Origin of the sequence: Phyllobacterium sp. CCNWLW183, assembly GCF_037203775.1 — a bacterium.
In the GTDB taxonomy this organism is placed as follows: domain Bacteria; phylum Pseudomonadota; class Alphaproteobacteria; order Rhizobiales; family Rhizobiaceae; genus Phyllobacterium; species Phyllobacterium ifriqiyense.
In genome coordinates this window covers 105,990-132,439 of record NZ_JBBCBN010000010.1, presented here as the reverse complement: position 1 = coordinate 132,439, position 26,450 = coordinate 105,990, and the positions used below count along the sequence as shown (strand labels likewise).

Annotated in this window: 26 protein-coding genes and 1 riboswitch; of the genes, 17 read left to right on the top strand and 9 right to left on the bottom strand. The window is 53.8% G+C overall.

Annotated elements, in window-relative coordinates; genetic code table 11:
• Positions 1 to 49: 49 nt before the first annotated feature.
• Positions 50 to 1,843 carry a chloride channel protein gene (locus tag V9K95_RS21365; protein WP_336442047.1) on the bottom strand — a complete coding sequence of 598 codons (1,794 nt, stop codon included), beginning with the start codon at positions 1,841 to 1,843 and terminating at the stop codon, positions 50 to 52.
• Between the two features lie 270 nt (positions 1,844 to 2,113).
• On the opposite strand from V9K95_RS21365, the gene V9K95_RS21360 reads away from it, so the two are divergent.
• The 9 genes from V9K95_RS21360 (at position 2,114) to V9K95_RS21320 (ending at position 11,381) form a co-directional block, all read left to right on the top strand.
• Positions 2,114 to 2,347 carry a hypothetical protein gene (locus V9K95_RS21360; RefSeq protein ID WP_115054158.1) on the top strand — a complete coding sequence of 78 codons (234 nt, stop codon included), beginning with the start codon at positions 2,114 to 2,116 and terminating at the stop codon, positions 2,345 to 2,347.
• Positions 2,348 to 2,559: 212 nt separating this feature from the next.
• Positions 2,560 to 3,558, top strand: a complete 999-nt coding sequence (locus V9K95_RS21355) for a BMP family protein (RefSeq protein WP_115054159.1) — start codon at positions 2,560 to 2,562, stop codon at positions 3,556 to 3,558.
• A 257-nt stretch (positions 3,559 to 3,815) separates the two neighbouring features.
• Positions 3,816 to 5,378, top strand: coding sequence for an ABC transporter ATP-binding protein (locus tag V9K95_RS21350; RefSeq protein ID WP_336442048.1), 1,563 nt, complete (start codon positions 3,816 to 3,818; stop codon positions 5,376 to 5,378).
• Positions 5,378 to 6,463, top strand: a complete 1,086-nt coding sequence (locus V9K95_RS21345; RefSeq protein WP_336442114.1) for an ABC transporter permease — start codon at positions 5,378 to 5,380, stop codon at positions 6,461 to 6,463. The genes V9K95_RS21350 and V9K95_RS21345 overlap by 1 nt, the downstream gene beginning before the upstream one ends.
• 1 nt (position 6,464) lies before the next feature.
• Entirely contained in the window at positions 6,465 to 7,406 is a 942-nt protein-coding gene (locus V9K95_RS21340) for an ABC transporter permease (protein WP_115054162.1), read from the top strand.
• A 7-nt stretch (positions 7,407 to 7,413) separates the two neighbouring features.
• Positions 7,414 to 8,706 carry an amidohydrolase family protein gene (locus V9K95_RS21335; RefSeq protein WP_336442115.1) on the top strand — a complete coding sequence of 431 codons (1,293 nt, stop codon included), beginning with the start codon at positions 7,414 to 7,416 and terminating at the stop codon, positions 8,704 to 8,706.
• A gap of 111 nt (positions 8,707 to 8,817) precedes the next feature.
• Positions 8,818 to 9,765 (top strand): ABC transporter substrate-binding protein, encoded by a 948-nt coding sequence (locus V9K95_RS21330; protein WP_115054163.1) that lies wholly within the window; start codon positions 8,818 to 8,820, stop codon positions 9,763 to 9,765.
• A gap of 57 nt (positions 9,766 to 9,822) precedes the next feature.
• Positions 9,823 to 10,599, top strand: a complete 777-nt coding sequence (locus tag V9K95_RS21325) for an ABC transporter permease (RefSeq protein WP_307280797.1) — start codon at positions 9,823 to 9,825, stop codon at positions 10,597 to 10,599.
• Positions 10,596 to 11,381: an ABC transporter ATP-binding protein gene (locus V9K95_RS21320; RefSeq protein WP_307280793.1), complete on the top strand. Its 786-nt coding sequence runs from the start codon at positions 10,596 to 10,598 to the stop codon at positions 11,379 to 11,381. The genes V9K95_RS21325 and V9K95_RS21320 overlap by 4 nt, the downstream gene beginning before the upstream one ends.
• A gap of 5 nt (positions 11,382 to 11,386) precedes the next feature.
• Here the strand turns inward: V9K95_RS21320 and V9K95_RS21315 are convergent, their stop codons facing one another.
• Entirely contained in the window at positions 11,387 to 11,644 is a 258-nt protein-coding gene (locus V9K95_RS21315) for a GlsB/YeaQ/YmgE family stress response membrane protein (RefSeq protein WP_115054166.1), read from the bottom strand.
• A 348-nt stretch (positions 11,645 to 11,992) separates the two neighbouring features.
• On the opposite strand from V9K95_RS21315, the gene V9K95_RS21310 reads away from it, so the two are divergent.
• The 6 genes from V9K95_RS21310 to V9K95_RS21285 all read left to right on the top strand — a co-directional run bounded on the left by V9K95_RS21310 (position 11,993) and on the right by V9K95_RS21285 (position 17,784).
• Positions 11,993 to 13,033 (top strand): glutamine synthetase beta-grasp domain-containing protein, encoded by a 1,041-nt coding sequence (locus V9K95_RS21310; protein ID WP_115054167.1) that lies wholly within the window; start codon positions 11,993 to 11,995, stop codon positions 13,031 to 13,033.
• Between the two features lie 137 nt (positions 13,034 to 13,170).
• A riboswitch (cobalamin riboswitch) is annotated at positions 13,171 to 13,393 on the top strand.
• A 102-nt stretch (positions 13,394 to 13,495) separates the two neighbouring features.
• Positions 13,496 to 13,759 carry a hypothetical protein gene (locus V9K95_RS21305; RefSeq protein WP_336442049.1) on the top strand — a complete coding sequence of 88 codons (264 nt, stop codon included), beginning with the start codon at positions 13,496 to 13,498 and terminating at the stop codon, positions 13,757 to 13,759.
• Positions 13,756 to 14,529, top strand: coding sequence for a precorrin-6A synthase (deacetylating) (gene cobF, locus V9K95_RS21300; protein WP_336442050.1), 774 nt, complete (start codon positions 13,756 to 13,758; stop codon positions 14,527 to 14,529). Before V9K95_RS21305 ends, cobF begins: the two co-directional genes overlap by 4 nt.
• A 139-nt stretch (positions 14,530 to 14,668) precedes the next feature.
• Positions 14,669 to 15,640, top strand: coding sequence for a GAF domain-containing protein (locus V9K95_RS21295; RefSeq protein ID WP_336442051.1), 972 nt, complete (start codon positions 14,669 to 14,671; stop codon positions 15,638 to 15,640).
• Between the two features lie 170 nt (positions 15,641 to 15,810).
• A complete protein-coding gene (gene adh / locus V9K95_RS21290; protein WP_336442052.1) occupies positions 15,811 to 17,328 on the top strand; it encodes an aldehyde dehydrogenase in 1,518 nt (505 codons plus the stop codon).
• Positions 17,329 to 17,433: 105 nt separating this feature from the next.
• Positions 17,434 to 17,784, top strand: coding sequence for a DUF779 domain-containing protein (locus V9K95_RS21285; protein WP_115054172.1), 351 nt, complete (start codon positions 17,434 to 17,436; stop codon positions 17,782 to 17,784).
• Here V9K95_RS21285 and V9K95_RS21280 read toward each other — a convergent pair.
• Positions 17,777 to 18,187: a DoxX family protein gene (locus tag V9K95_RS21280; RefSeq protein ID WP_307280773.1), complete on the bottom strand. Its 411-nt coding sequence runs from the start codon at positions 18,185 to 18,187 to the stop codon at positions 17,777 to 17,779. The genes V9K95_RS21285 and V9K95_RS21280 overlap by 8 nt on opposite strands.
• Before the next feature lie 133 nt (positions 18,188 to 18,320).
• Here V9K95_RS21280 and V9K95_RS21275 point away from each other — a divergent pair, with 133 nt between their 5' ends.
• A complete protein-coding gene (locus tag V9K95_RS21275) occupies positions 18,321 to 18,875 on the top strand; it encodes a DNA-3-methyladenine glycosylase (RefSeq protein ID WP_307280770.1) in 555 nt (184 codons plus the stop codon).
• Between the two features lie 35 nt (positions 18,876 to 18,910).
• Here V9K95_RS21275 and V9K95_RS21270 read toward each other — a convergent pair whose 3' ends face one another.
• The 6 genes from V9K95_RS21270 to V9K95_RS21245 form a co-directional block, all read right to left on the bottom strand.
• Positions 18,911 to 20,353, bottom strand: a complete 1,443-nt coding sequence (locus tag V9K95_RS21270) for a TRAP transporter large permease (RefSeq protein WP_115054175.1) — start codon at positions 20,351 to 20,353, stop codon at positions 18,911 to 18,913.
• Positions 20,350 to 20,958 (bottom strand): TRAP transporter small permease subunit, encoded by a 609-nt coding sequence (locus V9K95_RS21265; RefSeq protein ID WP_115054176.1) that lies wholly within the window; start codon positions 20,956 to 20,958, stop codon positions 20,350 to 20,352. Before V9K95_RS21265 ends, V9K95_RS21270 begins: the two co-directional genes overlap by 4 nt.
• A gap of 151 nt (positions 20,959 to 21,109) precedes the next feature.
• Complete coding sequence (locus tag V9K95_RS21260) at positions 21,110 to 22,162, bottom strand: response regulator (protein ID WP_307280762.1); 1,053 nt, start codon at positions 22,160 to 22,162, stop codon at positions 21,110 to 21,112.
• Positions 22,159 to 22,596 (bottom strand): response regulator, encoded by a 438-nt coding sequence (locus V9K95_RS21255; RefSeq protein WP_115054177.1) that lies wholly within the window; start codon positions 22,594 to 22,596, stop codon positions 22,159 to 22,161. The genes V9K95_RS21260 and V9K95_RS21255 overlap by 4 nt, the downstream gene beginning before the upstream one ends.
• Before the next feature lie 4 nt (positions 22,597 to 22,600).
• The gene (locus V9K95_RS21250; RefSeq protein ID WP_307280759.1) at positions 22,601 to 24,088 is read right to left on the bottom strand and encodes a sensor histidine kinase; all 1,488 of its coding nucleotides are present in this window, start codon (positions 24,086 to 24,088) and stop codon (positions 22,601 to 22,603) included.
• 102 nt (positions 24,089 to 24,190) lie between these two features.
• Positions 24,191 to 25,063 carry a DMT family transporter gene (locus V9K95_RS21245; protein WP_336442053.1) on the bottom strand — a complete coding sequence of 291 codons (873 nt, stop codon included), beginning with the start codon at positions 25,061 to 25,063 and terminating at the stop codon, positions 24,191 to 24,193.
• A gap of 229 nt (positions 25,064 to 25,292) precedes the next feature.
• Between V9K95_RS21245 and V9K95_RS21240 the strand changes: the two genes are divergently transcribed.
• Positions 25,293 to 26,447: a fumarylacetoacetate hydrolase family protein gene (locus tag V9K95_RS21240; protein ID WP_336442054.1), complete on the top strand. Its 1,155-nt coding sequence runs from the start codon at positions 25,293 to 25,295 to the stop codon at positions 26,445 to 26,447.
• The last annotated feature ends 3 nt before the right edge of the window (positions 26,448 to 26,450 follow it).

Genomic DNA, 26,450 nt, shown 5'->3' with positions numbered 1-26,450 from the left:
AACAAACCGTGGTTAAAATGGGGTTAAAATTTGCGAATATGATGAGTGATCAGATTTCGCCGGACACGTGTCGGCGCTGCCGGTCAAGCTCTTCACTGTATCGCCGCAGCGTGTGGCTTTCGCTCAAAAGTCCGACGACCTTCAGTTCCACAATGTCATTAACGACGGCCAAAGCTTCGGCTTCGGCATTGTCGAACAGGCGTACGGCCTGTCGCGCATTCATTTGCGGTTGTAGATACTCACCCTGATATTTGATCAATGGGCCAATAGGTTGCGCTTCATCGGTTGTCTCCGTGATGCCTGAATGCGCTTCCGCAACGATTATGATGCCGACATACTTATTCTCATCGCTGACAATGATGACACGTTGCGTTGAGCCGAGCGGAAACTCCTGACGGAATTCGCTGATGCTCATCTTGTCGGAAGCCGTGCGCACATCTGTACGCATCAGCTTGGCCACTGTCAGATTGCGAATCCAACCCACATCGTGGGCGCTACGGATGCTTTCACCCCGTAAGTGAAAGCGCCATGTGGCAAAGGAGTAGCCGAATGTGTTCCGGACTGTAATGGATGCCGCAATGACAGCGGCAAGCACGAGAACCGTTATCGGAAAGTCCCCTGTGATTTCCAATGCGAGGAAGGTCATCGTCAAAGGGCCACCGATCACCGAGACTGCCAGAGCGCTCATGCCGACAACCGCATAGGTCACCGGCGTCAGGGTTGCGTGGGCAAAGACATAGGGTGCGGAAAAAGCAAAGAGTTTGCCAAGGAGTGCACCTAGGAAAAGTGAGCCGAAGAACAGGCCCCCGCGAAAACCCGAACCGATGGAAATGGCGGACGCAAGCGCTTTCAGCAGGATAATACCGATAATGCCGGCAATAGGCCCTGTGTAATCCAGATTGAGATGCAGCGCGCCATGACCTCCCGACAGCACCTGCGGTGAAATCAAGGCCAGTCCGCCGACAACCGCACCGCCAAGGACGGGTCGCATCCAGAATGGGATGAAGCTTTTGCGGGCGAGTTCTTCAACGAAAGCGACGCCCTTCATCAGCGCGATACCAGCACCGGCACAAAGCAAGCCGAGGAGAAGCGCCGGGACATAGTCGGCGGGAACAACGGTGCCGAACTCGCCAATGTCGATAACGAAATTATCACCGGCAAGTGCCCGCGCGACAAGATTGGATACAAGTGCGGCGGCAACAACGGGTGTCAGGCTTAAAATAGTATAGGAACCAATGATCAGCTCGAAGGCATAGAATGCGCCAGTCAACGGAGCGTTGAACGCGGCGGCGATAGCGCCGGCAGCGCCGCAACCAACGAGGATGCGCATATCCGAACGTCTCAAGCGCAAGGACAGACCAAACTTCGACGCCAAACCGGAGGCGAGCTGGGTATAACCTGCCTCCAGCCCCACGGAAGCGCCAAAGCCATTGGAAATCAGATTCTGGACGGTGACGATGATGCTGTCATTGAGTGAGAGCCGGCCACCATGCAGGGCATTCGCCTCAATCGGATCGACAATCGGCTTTTTACGGTAGAGCGCCAGAAGGAAGAGCAGGACACCAAGAATAGCGCCTCCCACAATTGGAGCGAAAAAGAGCGCCGTATGACTTGCGGACATTGATGATGACAGACGTTCACCGGGTTGCAGGTTGAAGATCACCAAGTGCAGATATTGGGCGATGCGGCTCATCGCAGTCACGACGAAACCTGAAACAATGCCGACGAGTACGGCCACTAGAACAAGACCTGCTTCATGACTTCGTGCAAAGGCACGCAAGCGGCTCGGTGCGAGAAAAATGGAGAAGACGCCGAGACGACGCAATGTAAACTTACGGAGCATGGAACAGTCTTTGAATTATTCGAACTGCGGGAAAATATGCCGTTTCGGGCGTCTTTTGGTTATAGCGACAAGCCCTGACCCTAAGCCGCTTGGCAGCAAAATTCAAATGATGCATGCGCATGCGTCCATTGATTGCTTTTGGTTTTTCCACTTTATGGCGAGATTTTCCAGATCGCCCGAAGCAATTCTTACAACCGCCATAATGACGACATGCAAGCGACATTGAGCGCGGTCAGATTGCCAGCACTGTCATCATTTGAGGAGAGAATCATGCTGGAAGCGATTGAACCAACACTGAACGAATTGCTGGCTGAACCGATCATTCGTCAAATGATGGCGAGTGATGGCGTGAAGTCGGATGAGGTTCGCACATTAATGGCGCGCGTCGGCAGGCTGAGCCAGGCACCGCAAAGACAGGAACGCGCATTTCACGTTCTGAAAATGCCACCCAATTGGCTTTATCGTCCGGGTGCGGCAGAGCGTTCAATGTGCTGCCCGAAATAGAGCTGCATGATATACCGGACCTTCCGGCATGAGATGGCGCCTGTCCTGCCCGACACGGCGCCAATTTCTTTTGGTGCTCTTGCGCAGTTGAGCTGTGCAGAATTTCGATAATCCTCTTGTCATTTTCCCTTTCACATTGCGAAAAACTGCCATTGCCTATTAAGTAGCGGTGATGGGGTTGTGATCAAAAAATAAACAATAAGGGGAATGATATGAAAACTGTTTTCCAATTAGGCCGCAGGGCTTTCATCGGGCTCGTCGCTGGCGCTGCCTTGACAATGGCCGCTTTTGGACCGGCGGCAGCTCAGGAAAAAATCAAAGTGGTTGGCATCTACACGGTTCCGATTGAGCAACAATGGGTTAGCCGGATTCATCTGGCGCTAAATGCCGCCAAGGAGCGTGGCGATATTGACTATTCCTACTCGGAAAATGTCTCCAATACGGATTATGAGCGCGTTATGCGCGAATATGCCGAACAGGGCGCAAATCTGATTGTTGGCGAGGCATTTGGCGTTGAAAAGCCCTCGCGCGCTGTTGCCGCCGAATATCCAGATATCAAATTCCTCATGGGTTCTTCGCTACCGCCGGTAGAGCCGAACTTTGCCACCTTTGATAATTTCATTCAGGAGCCTGCCTATCTGACCGGGCTCATTGCTGGCGCCAAGACCAAAAGCAATATAATCGGGCTTGTCGGTGGCTATGCAATTCCGGAAGTTAACCGGCTGATGAATGCCTTTATTCAAGGCGCCAAGGAAACCAATCCTGACGTCAAGTTCCTCGTGACCTTTATCAATTCCTGGTATGATCCGCCCAAGGCCAAGGAAGCGGCATTCGCGATGATCGATGCCGGGGCGGACATTATGTATGCCGAACGCTTCGGCGTGTCCGATGCTGCCAAGGAGCGCGGCGTTCTGGCCATTGGCAATGTGATCGATACATCCAAGGATTATCCCGGAACAGTTCTTGCCAGCGCGCTTTGGCATTTTGAGCCGACGGCCGACAAGGCGATCGCGGAGGTGAAGGCGGGCAGCTTCAAAGCGGCTGATTTCGGGATCTATTCATTCCTCGGTGCCGGCGGCGGCAGCATCGTCGTCGATGAAAAGCTTGCAACCCCGGAATCAATCACGATCGCAAAAGCCAAGGAAGCCGAGATCAAGGCGGGGACGCTGAAGATCGAGATCAATGACGCGGAACCCAAATCGACGAAATAGGGCAATCAAGGCAGACTATAACGCATTGAAGAGGGTGGATTAATTGCACAGTTTGCGCTGCGTGGTTCGCCCTTCGACAAGCTCAGGAAGCTCGCCATGAGGGAGGTGGGTTGATTGCGTGGATAATCGCGACTGTGCAAATCATCGCTTCTTGCCAAACGCCACCTTCCTCATGGTGAGCTTGTCGAACCACGCATGATGTGTATGCCAAGGATAATATGGGAAATGGACAAGATCGCTTTTGGTGAGGCAGAGACATGACACAGACAAAAGGACAGGCGGAGAATGGCTCTGTCGTCCTGGCTCTCGACAACATCACCAAGCGCTTCGGTTCTCTCGTTGCCAATGATGATTTGAGCCTTTCCCTCAAACGGGGTGAGATACTCGCGCTTCTCGGCGAAAATGGCGCCGGGAAGACGACATTGATGAACGTTCTTTTCGGGCATTATGTGCCGGAAGAGGGGGCGATACGTGTCGCGGATGATTCAGGTGTTCTGCATGAATTGCCCAAAGGCTCGCCGAGTGCAGCTCTGGATGCTGGTGTCGGCATGGTGCATCAGCATTTTACATTGGCCGAAAATCTGACGGGTTTCGATAATATTGTGCTTGGCACGGAATCGCTATGGCAGGTCTGGCGCAGCCGTCGCGCTTTGCGCAAACGGATCGACGCAATCATGCGTGAAAGCGGGCTGACGGTCGATCTTGACGTGAAAACCGCGCAACTGAGTGTCGGTGAAAAACAACGTATCGAGATTCTCAAGGCGCTTTACCGCGATGTGCGGGTGTTGATTCTGGATGAACCGACCGCAGTATTGACGCCGCAGGAAGCGGACGGGCTTTTTATTATTCTACGCCGGCTTGCTGCAAGCGGATTGGGCGTTATTTTCATCTCACACAAGCTGGGTGAAGTATTGGCGGTTTCACACCGCATCGCGGTGTTGCGGGGCGGCAAGAAGGCCGGAGAATTGACTACGGCTTCTGCGGATAAACGTTCGATCGCTGATATGATGGTCGGGCGCGCTGTGCCGCCATTGCAGCGCAAGCCATCGCAGATTGGCGCGGCAGTGCTGGAATTTGATCAAGTGTCGTTGAAACGCGGATCGGTGCGTCAATCGCTCAACGAGGTTTCCTTTGTCATCAAGGCAGGGGAGATTGTCGGCGTGGCGGGTGTGTCAGGCAATGGCCAATCGGCAATTGCGGCTTTGGTTTCAGGCCTTGAGACAGTCGATAAAGGTTCGGTGCGGCTCTATGGCAAGCCCATGAAAACTGGCGATCCGCGCGCTTTGGTTGCGGCGGGCGTTGCACGCATGCCGGAAGATCGCCAGCATGATGGTGTGGTCGGGTCCATGTCGGTGGCCGAAAATATTGCAATAGAAGATCTGCACGGCAAAGAGTTTCAGACCGCCGGATTCATCAACCGCAAGGCCATGCGCAAAAGGGCGAGTGATGCCATCAAGGCCTATGACATACGTTGCCAGGGACCAGATGCACAGGCGCGGCTTCTTTCGGGCGGCAATATCCAAAAGCTCATTCTGGCGCGTGTATTGGAGCGTTCTCCCAAACTTATCCTCGCCAATCAACCAACGCGCGGCCTCGATATTGGCGCCCAATCGGAGGTCCATCAGCGTATTCTCGCTGCCCGGGATCGTGGTGCAGGCGTGCTTCTGATCTCGGAAGATCTGGATGAGTTGTTTGCACTTTCCGACCGGCTGCTCGTGGTGCATACGGGCGAAGTGATGGATGCAGGACCAGCAGAAGGACTGGACCGGGGATCAGTGGGAATGATGATGGCGGGACATACCCTACAGGTGGCATCGTGATGCGGATATCGTTGCAGCCTCGTAATGATGTTTCGCTCAATGCGCGCATCATCATTTCCGTTATAGCTGCGCTTGCCGCTTTTGCCTTGGTGGCTGTGCCGGTGAGTTTTGCGGGCGTATCGCCGCTGACGGCCTATTGGCTCATGTTCAAGGGCTCGTTCGGCTCCATATTTGCCTTTTCCGAGACGCTTACCCGGGCAACACCGCTCGTTTTGACCGGCCTCGCCGCTGCCATCGCATTCCGTGCCAAGCTCTGGAACATTGGTGCGGAGGGCCAGCTTTATGCCGGAGCTCTCGCGGCAGTTGGTGTGGGCAGCGGGCTTTTATCCTTGCCGGGACCTTTGCTGATACCCGCCATCATCCTTGCCGGTATCATTGCCGGTGGTCTGCTGATGATCGTTCCTGCGCTGCTGAAACTACGCTTTGGTGCCGATGAAGTCGTGGTGACATTGCTGCTCAATTTCATCGTCATACTCTTCGTTCAGATGCTGATAGAGGGGCCGATCAAGGACCCGCTTGCGTTGGGCTGGCCACAATCGGTTCCATTGGCCGATGCAGCCGCCTTTCCCAAGCTCTTTGCGCGCATGCGTGTCCATGGCGGGCTGATTATCGGCTTGGTCGCAGCGCTCATTTTGTGGATTACCGTTTCCAAAACTGTTCTCGGTTTTGAAATCAGGGCTGTGGGTGAAAACAAGCCAGCGGCGCGATTTGCCGGAGTGCCTGTAAATGCGACTGTGCTGAAAGTGGCCTTGATCTCCGGTGGGCTTGCGGGTCTGGCAGGGGTGAGCGAGGTGGCTGGGGTCAAAGGTTATCTTTCAGCCGATCTGTCTCCCGGTTTCGGTTACTCCGGAATTGTCGTTGCGATGCTTGCTGGTCTGCATCCCCTTGGCGTCGTCCTTGCGGCACTGTTTGTGGCGGCAGTCTTTGTCGGCGCGGATTCCATGAGCCGCGCGACGGGTGTGTCCAACTATCTCGCTGATCTCGTGGTCGCGCTGTCGCTGCTTTGCGTTCTCGTGGGTGGATTTTTCCTGCGCTACCGTTTGAAATTCGAACGTGGCATTTCGCCCCTGCAGGCAGGAGAGTAGAATGGAAATTCTCGAAATCCTGTTGACAGTAAATTTCTGGGCGGCAGCCATCCGCATCGCAACACCATTGATTTTTGGCGTGCTCGGAGCATTGCTCTGTGAGCGTGCCGGCGTGCTCAATCTCGGCATTGAAGGCATTTTTACTGCTGGCGCGATGGCCGGGTGGATGGCGGTCTGGATGGGCTGCGGCCTATGGACCGGCGTGCTGGTCGCGGCGCTGGCAGGAGCAATCTTCGGATTGCTGCATGCAATTCTGACGGTGGTGCTGGGTCTGTCGCAGCATGTTTCCGGCATTGGCATAACGCTGCTGGCGACAAGCATGGGATATTTCACCTATCGCACGGCCCTGCCCAATGTGTCGACGCCACCGCGCATTGTCCCGTTTCAGCCGCTTGATATCCCGGTTCTTTCCGATATCCCGTTTATTGGTCCGGTACTGTTTCAACAGACAGCATTGACCCTATTGGCTTTCGTCCTGGTCGGCGTGGTCGCGTGGCTGCTTTACCGCACGCCGCTTGGCCTTGCATTGAGGGCTGTTGGCGACAATCCATCATCAGTGGAAGCGCAGGGCCTTTCGGTCCGCGGCCTGCGCATAGGTGCGGTAATTGCCGGATCTTCGCTTATGGCTCTTGGCGGTGCATTCCTTACAATGTCAGCCTTTGATGCTTTCTTCTTCGGCATGGTCAACGGACGTGGATGGATATGCATTGCGCTCGTCGTATTCGCGTCATGGCAACCCGGAAAAGCGCTACTCGGAGCCTTGCTGTTTGGCGCATTTGATGCGTTTCAAATCAGACTGCAAACCGAAGTGGGAGCATTCGTTCCAGGACAGGTTTTCCTGATGATGCCCTATCTCCTTTCCATTCTGGCGCTGGTTCTGGTTGCCCGCAAGGCTGATTATCCGCGCTCATTGCTCGTGCCCTGGTTCAAGGGTCAAAGATAAAGGTTTCATCATGTTCGATCTGAAAGTAACCAATGCAACCCTGCCTGATGGTCGCTCAGGCATGGATATCGGCGTAATATCCGGGCGTATTGCAGCGGTTGAAGCCAATGTGACCGGCGAAGCGGGTGAGGTGATCGATGCGGCGGGTCTCCTGGTGTCGCCGCCTTTCATCGATTGCCATTTTCACATGGATGCAACGCTGTCGCTGGGTCAGCCGCGTCTGAACGAGAGCGGCAGGCTGCTGGACGGAATTCAGATATGGGGTGAGTTGAAGCCGCTCCTGACGCATGAAGCCGTGATTGAGCGCGCAATGCGCTATTGCGATCTGGCGGTCACGCAAGGGCTGCTTGCTATCCGCACCCATGTCGATATTTGCGATGAGCGCCTGCTTGGCGTCGAAGCCTTGCTTGAGGTCAGAAAGCGCGTTGCGCCCTATATTGATCTGCAACTCGTGGCTTTCCCGCAAGACGGTTACTATCGTTATCCCGGTGCGGTCGATCTGCTTAAGCGCGCACTGGATTTGGGTGTCGACGTTGTCGGCGGCATTCCTCATTTCGAGCGCACCATGGCAGATGGCGCGGCAAGCGTTCGGGCATTGTGCGAAATCGCTGCTGAGCGCGGGCTGATGATCGATCTGCATTGCGACGAGACTGACGACCCGCTGTCACGCCATATCGAAACTCTGTCCTATGAAACGCAAAGGCTCGGACTTGGCGGTCGCTCGACAGGCTCGCACCTGACATCCATGCATTCGATGGATAATTATTATGTCAGCAAGCTCTTGCCGCTGATTGCAGAAGCTGGTGTGGCCGCAATCGCCAATCCGCTGATCAATATTGGCATTCAGGGCCGCCATGACACCTATCCCAAGCGCCGCGGAATGACACGCGTTCCGGAACTTCTGGCTCATGGCGTTACTGTCGCCTTCGGCCATGATTGCGTGATGGATCCTTGGTATTCGCTGGGGCAGGGCGATATGCTGGACGTTGCCAGCATGGGACTGCATGTGGCGCAGATGACCAGCCGCGACGCCATGCGCCAGTGCTTTGCTGCGGTGACGACAGAGCCGGCCAAGATTTTGAATCTTGAAGGCTACGGGCTTGATGTCGGCTGCAAGGCCGACATGGTGCTGCTGCAAGCCGCCGATACGATAGAAGCCATACGCCTGAAGGCAACCCGCCTTGCTGTTATAAAGGGCGGCAAAGTGATCGCGAAAACACCGGCAAAGGTGAGCGCGCTTGATCTTGCAGGCAGGCCAGAAAATATTGATCCTGCAAGTTATGCGCCGCGTCTCGGGTGAGTTGGGTTCACATAAATTCTTCGAATATGTGTAGACAAAAGAAACCCGGCCTGCCTATCATATAGTCAGATATCTGCTTGCCAAAAAAATAAACAAAGGGGTTCTGTCACGATGAGTTTAAAAAAATACATCGCAATCGCGTCTGTTGCTTTTGCACTTTTTCCCACCGCTGCACTTGCAGAGACAGCAGTTTCCGTCGGCCTTTCCGGATGGACAGGTTTCGCGCCGCTGACGCTGGCAAAGCAGGCCGGAATTTTTAAGAAGAACGGTCTTGATGTGACGCTGACCAAAATTCCGCAAGCCAGCCGTCATCTGGCGCTTGCTTCCGGCGATGTTCAATGCGCGGCAACCACCGTGGAAACATGGATTTCGTGGAATGCCAATGGTGTCGCGACGAAGCAGATTTTCCAGATGGACAAATCCTTTGGCGCGGACGGAATGGTGGTACGCAGCGATGTCAACGCGATTGCTGACCTCAAGGGCAAATCCGTTGCGGCCTCTGCACCTGGCACCTCGCCTTATTTCGTGCTGGCATGGATGCTGAAGAAGAATGGTCTTTCGATCAAAGACGTGAAAGTAGTCAATATGGAACCTGGACCGGCGGCACAGGCTTTTGTCGCTGGGCAGAATGACGCGGCCATGACCTATGAGCCATATCTGTCCACTGTTCGCGCTGCGCCAGACAAGGGCAAGATCATCGCCACCACATTGGATTATCCGGCTGTGATGGATACTTTCGGCTGCACGAATGAGTTTCTGGAGAAGAATCCTGAAGCTGCAAAAGCGCTGGCCAAAAGCTATTTTGATGCATTGGCCCTGATTGCTTCAGACAAGGATAAATCCTTTGAGATCATGGGAGCAGATGTAAAGCAGTCCGGTGCAAAGTTCGCAGAATCTGCCCAATATCTGAAGTGGCAGGATCAGGCTGCAAACAAGATCTTCTTCGAAAAGGAATTCATGACCTTTTCTGAGGAAGCTGCAGAATTGCTGCTTGAAATTGGCATCATCAAAAAGAAGCCCGATCTTTCAACAATTGTAGATACCAGCTTCATACAATAATGAGGCTTGCGCGAAGAGCGGGCATTGTCCGCTCTTCGTTTTTGCTAAGGGGACTTTATGTTCAGACCTTTACAGCCCATCGGGGCGCAAGCGCGGATACTTCTGGGTATTCTGTTTTTCATTCTCTTTGTCGGTGGCTGGTCTTTTGCGACTTTCGGCGGCTTTGTATCCAGCACCTTTCTTGCAGACCCTCTGACCATGGTGAATGATGGCTGGATTTTGCTGTCGGAGCAGAACTTTCTCTATGATATCGGAATGACGATCTGGCGTGTTGTTGGCGGCTTCATCATTGCTGCCATTATCGCCGTGCCGCTTGGCATTGCGATGGGAGCTTACAAACCGATCGAAGCCCTGCTTGAGCCATTTGTATCCTTCGCGCGTTATCTCCCTGCATCGGCATTTATTCCGCTTCTCATTTTGTGGGCGGGTATCGGCGAATTGCAAAAGCTGCTGGTGATTTTCATCGGTGCCGTTTTTCAAATCATTCTCATGGTTGCCGTTGCCGTTGCCAATACAAGGCGAGACCTGGTGGAAGCGGCCTATACACTCGGCGCCAATGACCGGGGTGTGGTCAAGCGCGTGCTTATTCCTGCCAATGCCCCGGACGTGGCTGAGACATTGCGGCTGGTTCTGGGCTGGGCGTGGACCTATGTCATCGTGGCTGAAATGATCGGCGCATCCTCCGGTATCGGGTATATGATCATCAACAGTCAGGCGCTGCTCGCTACAGGTCAGATTATTTTCGGCATTATTGTTATCGGCATTATCGGTTTGATTTCAGATTTCCTGTTCAAGTCGGTCAATCGCCGCCTTTTTGCATGGAGGCTCGCATGAGCACGCTCATCATTAAAGGCGTGAGCCGTGTCTTTCCGGGTGTTCGCGGCGGGCAGCCTGTGCAGGCGCTGCAACCGACGGATTTGACTGTTCCGCACAATGATTTCGTGTCCATCCTCGGACCATCCGGCTGCGGAAAATCCACGCTGTTACGTATTGTTGCGGGGCTTGACCGGCCGACCACGGGCACGGTCACGCTTGATGGCAAAGAGGTGAAAGGTCCAGGCGCAGATCGCGGTGTCGTGTTCCAGTCCTATACGCTGTTTCCATGGCTGACGATCGAACAGAATATCGGTTTCGGCCTGACAGAACGCGGCGTCGGCGCAAAGGAAAAAGCTGAAATTGTCGCCTCTTACATCGACAAGGTGGGACTTAAAGGATTTGAAAACCATTGGCCAAAGCAATTGTCCGGTGGCATGCAGCAGCGCACGGCAATTGCCCGCGCCTTGGCGAATGATCCGAAAATACTACTTCTCGATGAGCCTTTCGGAGCGCTGGATAACCAGACGCGAGGCTTGATGCAGGAACTGCTGCTCAGTATTTGGGAGCGGGAACAAAAGACAGTTATCTTTGTCACGCACGATATTGAAGAAGCGATTTTTCTGGCGTCACGCGTGGTTACGATGTCAGCGCGGCCGGGCCGTATCAAGTCGATCACGCCGGTACCGCTGGGACATCCGCGCCATTACACGGTTAAAGCCGCACCCGAGTTTGCCCGGATACGGCTTCAATTGACCGAGGAAATTCGCAGCGAGGCTATACTCGCTGCCGTTTCTCATTAATCAAATCAGGCTGTTCGTTTGAACATGCGGGCAACAGCGATAAGAATACAGGCGCCGATAAAGCCTGCAATCAAATAGCCCAGCCAGCCTGTAAGGACGACGCCGACCATGGAAAGGATCGCGTTGGCGATTATCGCGCCCACGATCCCGAGTATGATGTTCATGATGACGCCCATGTTGCTCTTCATGAACATCTCTGCAAGCCAGCCCGCAACGCCACCAATGATGATTGCTGCGATCCACCCGATTCCGGCACTTTCCATAATACTCTCCATTTCGTTCATTCCAGATCGTTAATCCGGAAGTGAGTTATTGGTTCCAAGCTCGCGACAGAATTTGCGCCTTATCATGCCTAGAAATTCCGCACCTGCCTAAAAATGCATCAACGTGGCGATTGGTAAAAGCGGTTTTTCTGAGCCGTCAGCATAGCAATGGCAGCTTCAAACTGCAAAAAGCACCGCTAAAAATATCCGGCTAATATGTTTTTCAAATTTTTGCGATCCGGCTGAGCGAATTGGCACGCTGTTTGCATTGTCAATTCTATCTGCGAACTGCGCTCCACGATGCAAGCCTCGCAACCGGTCTGCACAATAAAATATGAGAGAAACGGAATGGCAAAATATAAACTCGAATATATCTGGCTCGACGGTTATGTCCCTTCGCCAAATCTTCGCGGTAAGACGCTGATCAAGGAATTCGACGTATTTCCGACGCTGGAACAATTGCCGCTTTGGGGCTTCGATGGAAGCTCGACAATGCAGGCAGAGGGCAAAAGCTCGGATTGCGTATTGAAGCCTGTTTCTCTTTATCCGGACAGTGAACGCAAGAATGGCGTTCTCGTCATGTGCGAAGTCATGATGCCCGATGGCAAGACACCGCATCCTTCCAACACCCGCGCAACTGTTCTTGATGATGACGGCGCATGGTTCGGCTTCGAACAGGAATATTTCTTCTACAAGAACGGCCGCCCGCTCGGCTTCCCTGAGACAGGTTTTCCTGCGCCGCAGGGCCCATATTATACAGGCGTTGGCTACAGCAATGTTGGCGATATCGCCCGCAAGATCGTCGAAGAGCATCTCGATATCTGCCTGAATGCCGGCATCAACCATGAAGGCATCAATGCTGAAGTGGCAAAAGGCCAGTGGGAATTCCAGATTTTCGGAAAAGGTTCCAAGAAGGCTGCCGATGAGGTCTGGATTGCACGCTATCTCCTGCAGCGCCTGACTGAAAAATACGGCATCGATATCGAATATCATTGCAAGCCGCTCGGCGATACTGATTGGAATGGTTCGGGCATGCATGCCAACTTCTCCACCACCTATATGCGTGAAGTCGGCGGCAAGGATTACTTCGAAAAGGTCATGGCGGCATTTGAGCAGAATTGCGCTGCCCATATCGCCGTATATGGACCGGACAATCATATGCGCCTTACCGGCAAGCATGAAACCCAGTCGATCCACCAGTTCAGCTACGGCATTGCTGATCGCGGTGCATCAATCCGCGTTCCGCACAGCTTTGTAAACAATGGCTATCGCGGTTATCTTGAAGATCGCCGTCCGAATTCGCAGGGCGACCCCTACCAGATCGCGTCGCAAATCCTGCGGACAATTTCTGAAGTGCCGGAAGATGCGGAAGAAGTTCTCGCCGCTTGATCTTGTTTGAATAGTTTGGAATGGCGCGGGCACCAGCCTGCGCCATTTTCTATTGGTGATGCGCCGCATTCAGCCGTTTACCGGTTTCCCCCCGATAAATTTACGCATGCCCTGTTGACCTCAATAGGTGGGCTGGGTTCTTATAAGAGTGTTCCGGTTCTCCCGTGCTGCAAAGCCGGGAGCTAAGAGGGAAGCCGGTGAAGTGATATTCACCAATGCCGGCGCTGCCCCCGCAACTGTAAACAGCGAGTTGCTGTCGCTTGAATTCGTTCAGGCAAAAGGTCACTGGGATTTCCCGGGAAGGCCAGACAGCAATACTGACCTGTGAGCCAGGAGACCTGCCGAAACATGATGAACGTCCACGGGCGGGGTGTCCCGGTGTGTCGCTTGCAATGGTTTGCCGCAGGCTGACTATCTGCAATCTTCGCGCTTGACCCTTGCCCCCAACAATCGGGGTTAAGCATGATACTCGGCGCCAATACAAATCAATATAGCAACCCACAATCGGTCAACGCGGCAACTGTGCCGGAAGACGTGTTTTTTGCCTGGCTGCTCTCCCGGCCTCGCGGCACCAATATTGTTGCAGCTGCAAGCCAGGAGATTATAAAGCTTGAGGCCTATGCCGGAAAACATGCGGGGGCAAAACGCCTCCACGAACTGTTCTGTGCTTTGATCGAAGAGAGTCAAAGGTCGGAACTATCGTCGGCCTCGCGTGTGCCCCAGTGAAACGCAAAGTGCTCATCATCGGAATTGGCGCGGGCAACCCAGACTACGTGACCATACAGGCAGTCAATGCGCTCAATCAGGTCGATGTGTTTTTCATTCCCGATAAGGGAGCTGAGAAAGAACAGCTGTCCCGCATCCGTCGGGAAATTTGCGAGCGTTTCATCACCGCCCCCCACTACCGCATGGTGGATTTTGAAACGCCGCTGCGCGCGAAACCGTCCTCTACCTATCGAACAAGTGTCACGGACTGGCACGACAAAATGGAAGCGACCTATGCGCACCTGCTGATGGAGGAGCTTGGCGATGATGAGTGTGGTGCTTTCCTCGTATGGGGTGATCCATCGCTTTATGACAGCACGATCCGCATTCTCGACAGACTGAACGCAAAGGGCAATTTCGAACTGGACTATGATGTCATTCCCGGCATCACCAGCATTCAGGCGCTCACGGCAAAGCATAAGGTTGTGCTCAATCGAATCGGCGAGTCCATTACGATAACCACCGGGCGCAAGCTTGCCGAAGGTTTTCCGAACAATTCGGAAAGCGTGATTGTGATGCTCGATGGCGAGGGCGCGTTCAAGGCAATTGATGAAGATGTCGATATTTATTGGGGTGCTTACATAGGAACGGAAGACGAGATTCTCATGTCCGGCAAGCTGCGCGATGTCGTTGACGATATTGAGCGGTTGCGAAATGTTGCGCGCGCGCAAAAGGGCTGGATCATGGATACATATTTGCTGAAAAGGTCATATGACGAGATTGGAGAATAGCTGCGATTATAACCGGGGGCGTTTTGGACCTGCGCCTTTAAATTGCGTCGGTAGAACAGCCCCGGTTGCCGCCACCAATAGGTGACTTGACGTAGGCGAGAACAGGCGTCACCCTGTACATGGACTTCGGAGGAGGACCATGGGAACGCAGGATGACGGCTTACATGCCGAGCATATCCAATCTGCCGTGACAGGTGACGCTGCCGCGCAGTCAGCGGTCGTTGCATCCTGGGGCCGTTCAATGCGTCTCTACGGCTTGAAGCCTGATGAGGGCACGCCGCCAAACATGCTAACCGATCAGGAATTGCGTGAAGCGCGTGAAGAGCTGGGATCTCTCATAGAAACGGCAGAAATCGCACTCGACCGGCTTTATTCGGCGGTGGGTGGTGCGGGATGTTGCGTCCTGTTGGCAGACAAGAATGGTGTTCCTGTCGACCGCCGGGGCTATGAGGGCGATGATGCCACCTTTTGCAAGGCGGGACTTTGGACGGGAGCAGTCTGGAGCGAAGAGTGCGAGGGCACCAATGGCATTGGCACAGCGCTGGCTGAACAACGTGCCCTGACGATCCACCGCGACCAGCATTTCCGCAGTCGCAACACAGCGCTTTCTTGTACTGTAGCACCGATTTTCGATCATCGCGGGCGGCTGATGGCGGCGATTGACGTATCGTCGGCACGTTCCGATCTGACCGAGGGCTTTGTCAAACTCATTGCCATGGCTGTGGTGGATGCCGCCCGGCGGGTGGAAGCGGAAAATTTCCGATTGGCCTTTCCCAAAGCGCGCATCGTCATGGCACAGGGTACTGAACGCGGCCATGACCGGGCTTTGAACGCATTGATTGCAGTGGACGAGGACGATCTTGTGGTTGGCGCATCGCGTTCGGCGCGTGCACTTCTCGGGCTGACTGACGAAAGCCTGAGCAGCCCATTACCTGCGGCGAATCTGCTCGGGCAGGATACCGATGCGGAACGAGGATTTGCAGCCGCCGAACGCAGCGTGATCCAGCGAGTTCTGCGAAAAGCAGATGGCAATGTTTCCATTGCCGCGAACATGATGGGCATGAGCAGAGCTACCCTGCATCGCAAGCTTAAACGGCTTGGCTTGAACTGAGACTTTCATGTGTCTCAATATTGCGACAAATCCTGCATTCGCTTTGCCTGCCAGGGATGACACTCAAGCTGTAAAGCGCGATCCTCTGAATATGCCGCGAGGAGGCGGTATGGAAATCGTGCAATGCGTCCGGTCCTTACCCTGACGCGTTGCTTCAGGGAGGAAGTTCAATGAACAAGGTAGAATTCAACCGAACCGTCAAACCCAACTTCAAGAAACGCTACGGCAACTTCATTGGCGGGAAATTCGTCGAGCCGAAGGCAGGCCGTTACTTCGAGAATACATCGCCGGTCAACGGGCAGGTGCTGTGCGAAATTGCCCGGTCTGATGCCAGCGATGTGGAGGCCGCGTTGGACGCCGCTCATGCTGCAAAGGATGCCTGGGGCCGGACAAGTGCCGCTGAGCGCAGCGTCATGCTCAACAAGATTGCACAGGTAATGGAAGATAATCTTGCTATGTTGGCGCAGGCTGAAACCTGGGACAATGGCAAACCAATCCGCGAAACGACGGCAGCCGACATGCCGCTTGCAATCGATCACTTCCGCTATTTTGCCGGTGCCATCCGTGCGCAGGAAGGCGGAATTTCAGAGATTGACCACGATACTGTGGCCTATCACTTCCACGAACCGCTCGGTGTTGTCGGACAGATCATTCCGTGGAATTTCCCAATATTGATGGCTGTGTGGAAACTCGCCCCGGCATTGGCGGCGGGCAATTGCGTGGTGCTTAAACCTGCCGAGCAGACCCCGGCCTCGATTCTGGTACTTGCGGAACTGATTGCCGATATCCTGCCGCCGGGTGTTCTCAACATCGTCAATGGTTTTGGTCTGGAAGCAGGAAAACCGCTCGCGTCGAGCCCGCGCATTGCCAAGATCGCCTTTACCGGCGAGACCACGACGGGTCGTCTGATCATGCAATATGCCAGCCAGAACCTTATTCCCGTTACGCTGGAGCTGGGCGGCAAGTCACCAAATATATTCTTCAAGGATGTGGTGGCTGAGGATGATGACTTCTTTGACAAGGCCATCGAGGGTTTCGTCATGTTTGCGCTTAACCAGGGCGAGGTCTGTACCTGCCCGAGCCGCGCGCTCATTCACGAGTCAATCTATGATCGTTTCATGGAGCGTGCCCTTAAGCGCGTGGAAGCCATCGTACAGGGCGATCCGCTTGATCCAGCGACCATGATTGGTGCGCAGGCATCCAGTGAACAGCTGGAAAAAATCCTGTCATATATGGACATTGGCAAACAGGAAGGCGCTGAGGTTCTTATCGGCGGCGAACGCAATGTTCTGTCCGGCGATCTTGCCGGGGGTTATTACGTGCATCCGACCGTGTTCAAGGGTCATAACCGGATGCGGATTTTCCAGGAAGAAATCTTTGGCCCTGTCGTTTCGGTGACGACGTTCAAAGATGATGACGAAGCCCTGTCTATCGCCAATGATACGCTTTACGGCCTCGGCGCAGGCATTTGGAGTCGTGATGCTAACAGGTGCTACCGCTTTGGCCGCGCCATTCAGGCCGGTCGCGTCTGGACCAATTGTTATCACGCCTATCCGGCTCATGCCGCGTTTGGGGGATATAAGCAATCGGGCATCGGCCGTGAAAACCACCTGAAGATGCTTGATCACTATCAGCAAACCAAGAATATGCTGGTAAGCTATAGTCCAAAGAAACTCGGCTTCTTCTAAAAACCGATGTGAATACAGCCTGACGGGCGTACCATGCCTTGTCAGGCTGAATTTTCAAATGGTTTTACTACCGATTGGTAAGCCGAGGAGAGGTTGGAGGTGTGCATGGACCATATGGTTGAAAACAAGGTGAGCGCGACACCAGCGGCGCTCGAGTTGATTGCAACTTTGCAATCCGAATATGGCCCAATCCTGTTTCACCAGTCTGGGGGCTGTTGCGATGGCTCGTCTCCCATGTGCTATGCGCAGGGTGACTTTATCATCGGCGATAATGATGTGAAGCTTGGTGAGATTGGCGGTGCGCCGGTTTATATCAGCGCGTCGCAATATGATGTCTGGAAGCATACCGAGCTTATTATCGATGTGGTTCCCGGCCGCGGCGGAATGTTCTCGCTGGATAATGGCCGGGAAGTCCGATTTCTGACGCGATCGAAAGTTTGCGCCACTCCTAATTGAATGGGATAAGAGCCCGAAGGCGACGGTCACGCAGATAAAGACCTCCCCACATGATCAGGCCAAGATAAACGCCGAAGAACAGATGCGTAAACAGCGGATTGCCAATGCGCAATTGTGTGAGGATTGCGCCGCCGAGATAGCCTGTGAGCAGGATCGCACCCAGTATGGAAGTGCGCGGCCAGGCATAGAGAGCGGTACAAACCAAGCCCAAGATACCAAGGCCGCGCGCGAATGCCACCGTGGTTGGAAGCCCGATTTCAGCGCTTGTCTGGATAACAATATCCAGTGGCACGAGCTTGATGCCGCCATCAAAGATCATGAACAGTATAAAAATGCCGCTGAGGATACGGCCAACCCACAGGCTCTTGCCGGAAATGTTGCCGGCATATGCGATATTTTCCATCTTCGTTCGTCCTTTTGAGTGTGATGTAGTGCCTCAAGGACGAACCATGGGTAATATCTCCTACAAGTGCTCTTAAATTTTTTTCAAAGCGTTGAAGGATGAAAACTGTGGCGGCTAATTTAAAGGAGGTGCGATGATTACGCCGGAGTTCTTTCAACGTGACGCGGTTACAGTTTCAAGAGATCTTATTGGCGCGAAGCTCTTTCTTCATGGTGTCGGCGGACGGATTGTCGAGACTGAAGCCTATACGCAAGACGACCCGGCATCGCATAGTTTCAGAGGCCCTGGCCCTTCCAACAAGGCAATGTTCGGGCCAGCGGGAAACGCCTATGTCTACCGATCATACGGCATTCATTGGTGCCTGAATATTGTCTGCCTGCCCGGCTCCGCAGTTTTGATCAGAGCATTGGAGCCTTTGCTGGGTATGGAGACGATGAGTGAGAGACGGTCAACCGACAATCCACGACTATTGTGCTCGGGGCCGGGCAGGGTTGCGCAGGCTCTCGGTGTTACCAAGTCCCACGATGGTTTGCCTATTCTGGAAGCGCCCTTTTCTCTCGAACAGCGCGCGGATCCGATTGAACTAAGCATCGGACCGCGTATCGGCATCACAAAGGGCGCGGAAACGCCTTGGCGCTTTGGCGCGAAGAGCTCCCGCTTCCTCAGCAGAAAATTTGCGGAAGGTTAAATCGGCGAAATTTATACTTCGCCGATTTATAGCAATCATTTGAACGAGGGTGGCTGGCCGAGGTCAAATGATGGTGCGTTGCCAAGATCATTCGCTGGCGCATTGGGCAGCTCGATCTTGAAGTTCTCCATATCCACGGCCACAGCAGGATCAAGGAAATAGGTCACCATGCCGGGGAAGGCAATGAGGAGGCCAACCAAAATCAATTGCAGCACCAGCCATGGGATTGCGCCCATATAAATATCGCTGGTCTTGATTGATTTGGGTGCAATACCTCGCAAGTAGAACAGTGCAAAGCCGAATGGCGGGTGCATGAAGCTGGTCTGCATGTTGGCGCAGATCATGACGCCGAACCAGATCAGATCGATGCCCAATGCGCTGGCGGCGGGGGCCAAAAGCGGAATAATGATGAAGGCGATTTCAAAGAAATCCAGGAAAAACGCGATGACGAAGATAAAGATATTGACGAAGATGAGGAAGCCGACAACACCGCCAGGCAAGGATGTCAGCATACCTTCGATCCAGTGACTGCCGCCCACACCCTGGAAAACCAGGCTGAAAACGCGCGCGCCGAGAAGGATGAAGACAACCATGGCGGTTAGCCGCATGGTCATGGTCATTGCTTCATAGACGAGTTTCCATGTGAGGCGGCTGTTCAGCCAAGCCATGAGCATGGCGCCAACAACGCCCATCGCGCCAGCTTCTGTCGGTGTAGCAAGGCCCATGAAAATGGTGCCGAGAACGATGAAGATAAGGGCGAGCGAGGGGATCATGCCGCGTGCACAACGAACAAATAGCGGCCAGCCGCGCAGGGTGCGAGCTTCCGGAGGAAGTGCGGGAACGTAATGTGGCTTGATAATGCTGAGGATGAATACCCAACCGGCAAACAACAGAACTTGAACGATGCTGGCCCCAGTGGCGCCGATATACATGTCACCCGGCGACTTGCCGAGCTGGTCAGCAAGAACGATCAGGACGAGCGACGGTGGAATGAGCTGTGTTATTGTTCCGGATGCCGCGATGACACCCGTGGCATGCCGGATATTATAGCCATATTTAGCCATGACAGGCAGCGATATGAGGCCCATGGCGATGACAGAGGCAGCCACCGTGCCGGTGATTGCGCCAAGGATGGCGCCGACAAGGATGACTGCATAGGAAAGGCCGCCGCGTACGCCGCCGAATAATTGTCCGAAACCATCGAGCAAATCTTCGGCAAGGCCGCATCGTTCGAGAATCACGCCCATGAAGGTAAAGAACGGGATAGCGAGGAGCAACTCGTTGGAGAGCACCGAAAACATCTGATAGGTTAGATTTCCAAGGAAGTCCGGACCGATAGCCCCCATCTCGATGGCGATGAACCCGAAAAACAGGCCAACAGCTGCAAGAGAGAAAGCGGCAGGATAGCCGATCACCATAAAGATGATCAGCCCGAAGAACATCAACGGGGCAAGATTATCAGCAAAAAATGTTATCATTGAACAGGCTTCTCGTAGGCGAATTCACGCACGTAATCGGATGTGAGGGCGAGATAGCATTTGATTATTTCCGAGATGCCCTGAAGGCCCACGAGCGCAAATCCTACGGGCAGGCTGAGCTTGACCGGCCAAAGTGGCAGGCCGCCCGAATTTGACGATGCTTCATTGGTGACCCATGAAAGAACGAACCACGGCCAGGTGAAGTAGATCATCAAGGCGCAGATCGGCAGCAAAAAGAAGATCCCACCGAGAAGATCGATCCATGTTCTGGTTCTTTCGCTGACCGAACCATAAACGAGGTCGACGCGGACATGTTCATTCAGCTTGAAGGTCCAAGCGCCGCCTAACATGACCATTCCGGCAAAAAGGTACCATTGTGCCTCGGAAAGCGAATTGGAATTGCGTCCATAAACGCCCAGAATTCCGCGGAAAAGCCCGGCACCGCCCACATTCTGTTCCAGCCAGATCAGGCCTCCGATGCTGTAGCGCAAGAAGGCATTAAACGCACAAACCAATGAGGCAAAGAGAACGAAATAAATCGCAACAATACCTATTCGACGACTGAGTTCGTCGATCCAACCGGTGACAGTCAGCAACGGTGACATTCAGGCCCCTCCCATATCAGTTACGCAGATCCTCGAATTTGCTGCGCTATTGCCGCCCACAGTTCCTTTGCGGATATCAGCGGGGCTTTTGCGGAGTACAGAGTTAACCCATGGATTTGCACGATGCAATGACGGAATCCGAGCGTTTCGATCAGCCAGCAGCGTTGACGGCCATTTCGGCCCGCGTTCCCTTATCGCGTGCAGTGTAATCTATTTTAGTACCGAGACTTGCAGCCATGGCCTTGACGATGCGGGTGCCCAGTCCAGTGCCCTTTGGCTGGTCGCCTTGTTTCAAGCCAACGCCATCATCTTCGACAGCTAGCACTGCCTTGTCGTCTCCGGAGCGAAGAAACGATATTCTGATCTCACCGTCATTGGTTCCGGGATACGCGTATTTATAGGCATTTGTGACCAGTTCCGTTACCACCATGCCGACAGATACAGCTTGATCCGACGAAAGCCGGATGTCTTGCACATCGAGCGAAATCACTAGTTTACGATCAGCGTGTTCCAACGAACTGCGAAGTTCCGAGGTGAGGCTGGCGAGGTATTTGTCCATCTCGACCTGGCGCACATCATCGGAACTGTAGAGACTGCGATGCATCCCGCCAATGGCCGTGATGCGTGCTTGCGCCTCGGTCAGCGCGTGCTTGACTTCCTCATTGTCGATGCTTGAAATTTGCAATCGTATCAGGGCCGCAACGAGAGCAAGGCTGTTGCCAACACGATGATTGACCTCGGCAAGCAGTACCTCGGCACGTTCCTTGCCGCGTAGAATTTCCATATCGGCCCGCTCACGGTCACGGCGTAATTCCGCAGTTGCAATAGCCTGCGCTACGGCGCTTTCAAGCAAGGGCATAAACTCTTCGCCGACAGTCTTTATGACATAATCGGCAGCACCCGCCTTCAGGGCATCAACGGCGATCTTCGCTTCACTCGACCCTGTCACGTAAACAACAGGAACAGTTATCCCATTCTCGCGCAGTATTTTCAGAAATTCGGTGCCAGTCGTGGTTTGCAAATAATGATCAAGGACAATGACGTCGATGTCGCCCTGGCCGAGTATTTCCAGCCCGGTAGCAACATTATCGGCATGAACGATCTCGAAACCCGAACGACCCAGCGCTTTTTGCACCAGACGAACGAGCGCTGGATCATCATCAACATAGAGAATTTTGCCCGGCATGATTTTCGGATCGATCAAGGAATTTGCATGACGGAGAAGAATAGACCCAACTGCCGGATGGCATTGGCAAAACTGTCATATTCAACTGGTTTGGTTATATAGACATTCGCCCCGAGGTCGTAACAGCGTTGGATCTCGCCTTCATCATCGGTTGTCGTCAAAATAACCACGGGCAACCGCTTGGTATGCGGATTGCTCTTTATTTTCTCCAGAATATCAATGCCAGACATATCGGGCAGGTTGAGATCCAGCAGGATAAGAAGATAATTATTCTTGTTTCCTTCGCCGGTACGCTCCTTGCCCAAAATGAAATCGAGCGCGGAATTGCCGTCGGAAAAGGGAACAATCGGATTGTTGACGCCAGCACGCCGAACATTCTTTTCGATGAGGCGTGCGTGACCTTCATCATCTTCGATCATAACGATAGTGACTTCTTTGCCAGTACCTTGCACGCCGCTAAACTCCTACTACTTTAGTCAAATCCGAGGGAAGCCGTAGCACAAAGGTGCTGCCTTTTCCAAATGTTGATTTTACGAAGATATCGCCGCCAAGCTTTCGGATAAGAGAGCGTACATGGGCAAGTCCGATACCTTCCCCTGGCTTGTCCTGCTGGCCCGAACGCCGGAACAGTTCGAAGACACGTTCAAGGTCGTCTTCGGAAATGCCGCGTCCATTATCGGAAACGTCTACGCGTATGAATTTGTATCCGTCATTATAGGCGCGGACTGATAATTCCAGTGGTCGGTCCGGGCTGGCATATTTAACGGCATTGTCGAACAGGTTTCCAAAAATCTGCTCAAGAGACAGCCTGTCAGTTGTGATCTTTGGCATTTTACCAGAGATATCCACCTTGCCGTCCAGTTCAGCGATCTGGTGGTTTATGCTGGCTGCGCTCACTTCCAGCAGAGCCTTGAGATCGATTGGCTCCGGCTTCAATTCACGGCGGCCATCGCGGGAGATTTTAAGGATCGCGTTGATCAACCCATCCATTTTCTTCGTTGATGACCTGATAAAGGAAATGGCTTCCGGCAAATCTTCGCTGGCTGCGATCCGTGCAAGTTTTGCGTCTTCTTCAGTCAATGGCTCGCCGTCGTTCAGAATATAGCCCTGGATCGCCTTGAGAGAGGTTTCAAGTTCGCTGGTGAAGCCCATGATATTGACGAGCGGCGCGCGCAGGTCATGGGTAACAATATAGGCAAATCGCTGGATTTCCTGATTGGCCCGAATGAGGTCTTCGGTGCGCTCATTGACGCGTTCCTCAAGGCTGGTATTGAGAAGTTCAACCTCGCGGCGTGCCGTCGACAGGTCGCGGACATGCTGGAAAATAATAAAGATCGCGCCGCCAAGCACAGCCACAATGGCTACTGCGCCCACTATTGTCGCCCGTTGCAATGCCGCGATCGCACTGGACTGCTCGTCCATTCCGCGCTGGAGATCAAGCTCAGACTCGACCATGAGCGCACTTAACAATTCCCGGATGCCGTCCATTGACCTCTGCCCGGAGCCTGCACGAACGATGCCAATGGCTTCGGCTGTCTTGCCGCTACCGGCAAGCTCCAATGTCCGGTTCATTTCTTCTGTCTTCAGCGTGATGAGCCTGTTCAACTCCGGCAGGCGGGCGGCAAATTTCGGGCTGTTTTTAACGCTTCGCCCCAGTGCCTCCTGCCGTGCGGTAAGGGTTGCCAATGCGGTTTTATAGGGGTTTAGAAAACTGTCCTCTTGAGAGAGAAGATAGCCCCGCTGACCTGTTTCGGCATCCTGCATGGTTGAGAGAAGATCGGCTGAGTTGCTGCGAATGCTGCGCGCAGCGACAACATTATCGAAGCGCTGGCGGCTTTCGGTAACCAGCCAGATCGTCGAGGCAACGATACCGAGCAGGATAAGAACCCCCACGGTGAGCATGATCAAGGTAGAGCGGGCGAAGGAAATGTTGGTCGCGGCCATTATTGTCTGCCAGTACGCTGAGGCGCCGGTTGGCACCAAGTAGGATGTGCTTCAGGAATGACCGGAGAGCGGCCAATCGTCAACCGTTGAGAGCAGGGATGTTCAACTTAGAATGGGTGCTGGCTTGCTTTTCGACGCGCTGAAAATGATGTGAAGCATGACAGCGCCAAAGACAATGCTGCCGCCAATCAAGGTGCTGCTGCCCGGTATTTCTCCGAATGCGATCCATATCCAGAGCGGAGCGAGTGGCGCGTCCAGCGACCCGATAAGGGCTGTTTCAATGGGTGGAAGATGTTTAGCGCCGAGCGCGAAGAGAGCAACGCCAACCGCGGACACCATCAGTCCAAAGAGGGCGATCAGCAGCAGATTCTGATTGGATACTGCAAGAGCATCGCCAAACGGCCAGCATATGACCGAACTGAACAGGGCAGATAGACAAGTTGCAGGCATGACGGCGATATCTGGATGACGGCGGACAATAATCATGAGGACTGCCATTCCCAACGTCATGCCAAAAGCAAGAAGATCGCCGAAGAGTGTACCTTCAGTGCCCAACCCGACCATGATGACCACCCCAGCGAGCGCGGCCAAGCTGGCCACTATCGCGCGGATTTCCGGCTGCTCGCCCATAACGAGCCAAGCTAGCGTCGCCGCACAGAAAGGAATTGTCGCGTAGATTACCGCCACATGGGCAACGGTGGTTTCCTTGAGTGCATTTATAAAGAAGACCATGCAGATGCCCGACACAATTACAAAGAGCCAGCCCGGCTTGCCGATACGGAAGATTTCTTTCCAATGCTTGCCGCGCTCGGTGATCAAGATCACCACGGCAAGGCCGATAGCACCAAATATGCCTCGCCACGACAGGATGGTCCAACTGTCCAGGGGTATGATTTGGGTGAACAATCCGGCAAGGCTCCAGGCGACTGCAGAAGCCGTTACAAATATCAGCCCCAGCCGGTATGGAGATATCATTCTGGTTGTTCCATCTGTCGTATATCCAAAACAATTAGAGCCGGGTTCGACTGGACATGCAATGAAGCAGCAGCAGCAAACTCACGCCTGCTGACATATCGGTGTCAGCAGATCTGCTTCTGGCAAAGTTTACGCTGCGGCCTTGATTGGCGCAGTCTTGTGCCGCATAAATGATACCAGCCTATCCCCGCCCATGAATTCTTATTGCAAGTCTGAAGGAAGTCGAGCCATGTCCAGTGCAACTGTTCCTGACAAGGGTATTCTACTCGGTAGAGCCAAATTGCCGGGTTGCAACTATCCGCGTGTCATCACTGTGCGTGGGGGGACAGTCTTCGATATAACGAGTAAATCAGCGCCAACGGTTCGCGATATAGCTGAACTGGAAAACCCCGCAGCTTATGTGGCGCAAGCTGAAGGCGTGGAAATCGGCGATATCAACACGATTGTTGAAAACAGCTGGTCGGAAACCAGCAATTCAGGCGCACCGTCTCTGGTATCGCCAATCGATTTGCAGGCCGTGAAGGCTTCAGGTGTTACCTTTGTGGCATCAATGCTTGAACGTGTCATTGAAGAGCAAGCCAAAGGCGACAAGGCAAAGGCGGATTCGCTGCGTACCGATGTTCTCAATCTGATTGGTGCGGATCTATCACAGATTGTGCCAGGTTCCCCGGCAGCCATGAAGGTCAAGGAAGCCTTGATTGCCCGAGGCGCGTGGAGCCAATATCTCGAAGTGGGAATTGGACCCGATGCGGAAATCTTTACCAAGGGCCAGCCGATGTCGACAGTCGGTTACGGTTCTGATGTGGGTCTCCATCCAATTTCAAGCTGGAACAATCCGGAACCGGAAATTGTGCTGGTGGTTTCGAGTGCCGGGAGGATTGTTGGTGCGACGCTTGGCAATGATGTGAATTTGCGCGACGTTGAAGGTCGTTCGGCACTGCTTCTCGGCAAGGCCAAGGATAATAATGCGTCGGGGGCAGTCGGGCCGCTCATTCGTCTTTTCGATGGAGATTTTACAATCGAAACGGTAAAGAACGCCGAGCTTAGCATGCGTGTCGAGGGCACGGATGGTTTTGTTCTGGATGGTGCGTCGAACATGGCCAAGATTTCGCGCACACCAGAATCGCTGGTGGAAGCGACTATTGGCCGGCACCATCAATATCCGGACGGTCTGGTGCTCTATCTCGGTACCATGTTCGCACCGGTCAAAGACCGCGATGGCCCGGGCAAGGGCTTCACCCATAAGATGAATGACGTGGTTTCAATTTCCACGCCGACGTTGGGTACATTGTCGAACCGTGTCAGGCTTTCGACCGAGTGTGCAGCCTGGACTTACGGAACAAGCCATTTGCTGCGTGATCTCGCCAAGGCGGATTTGCTCTAGGGT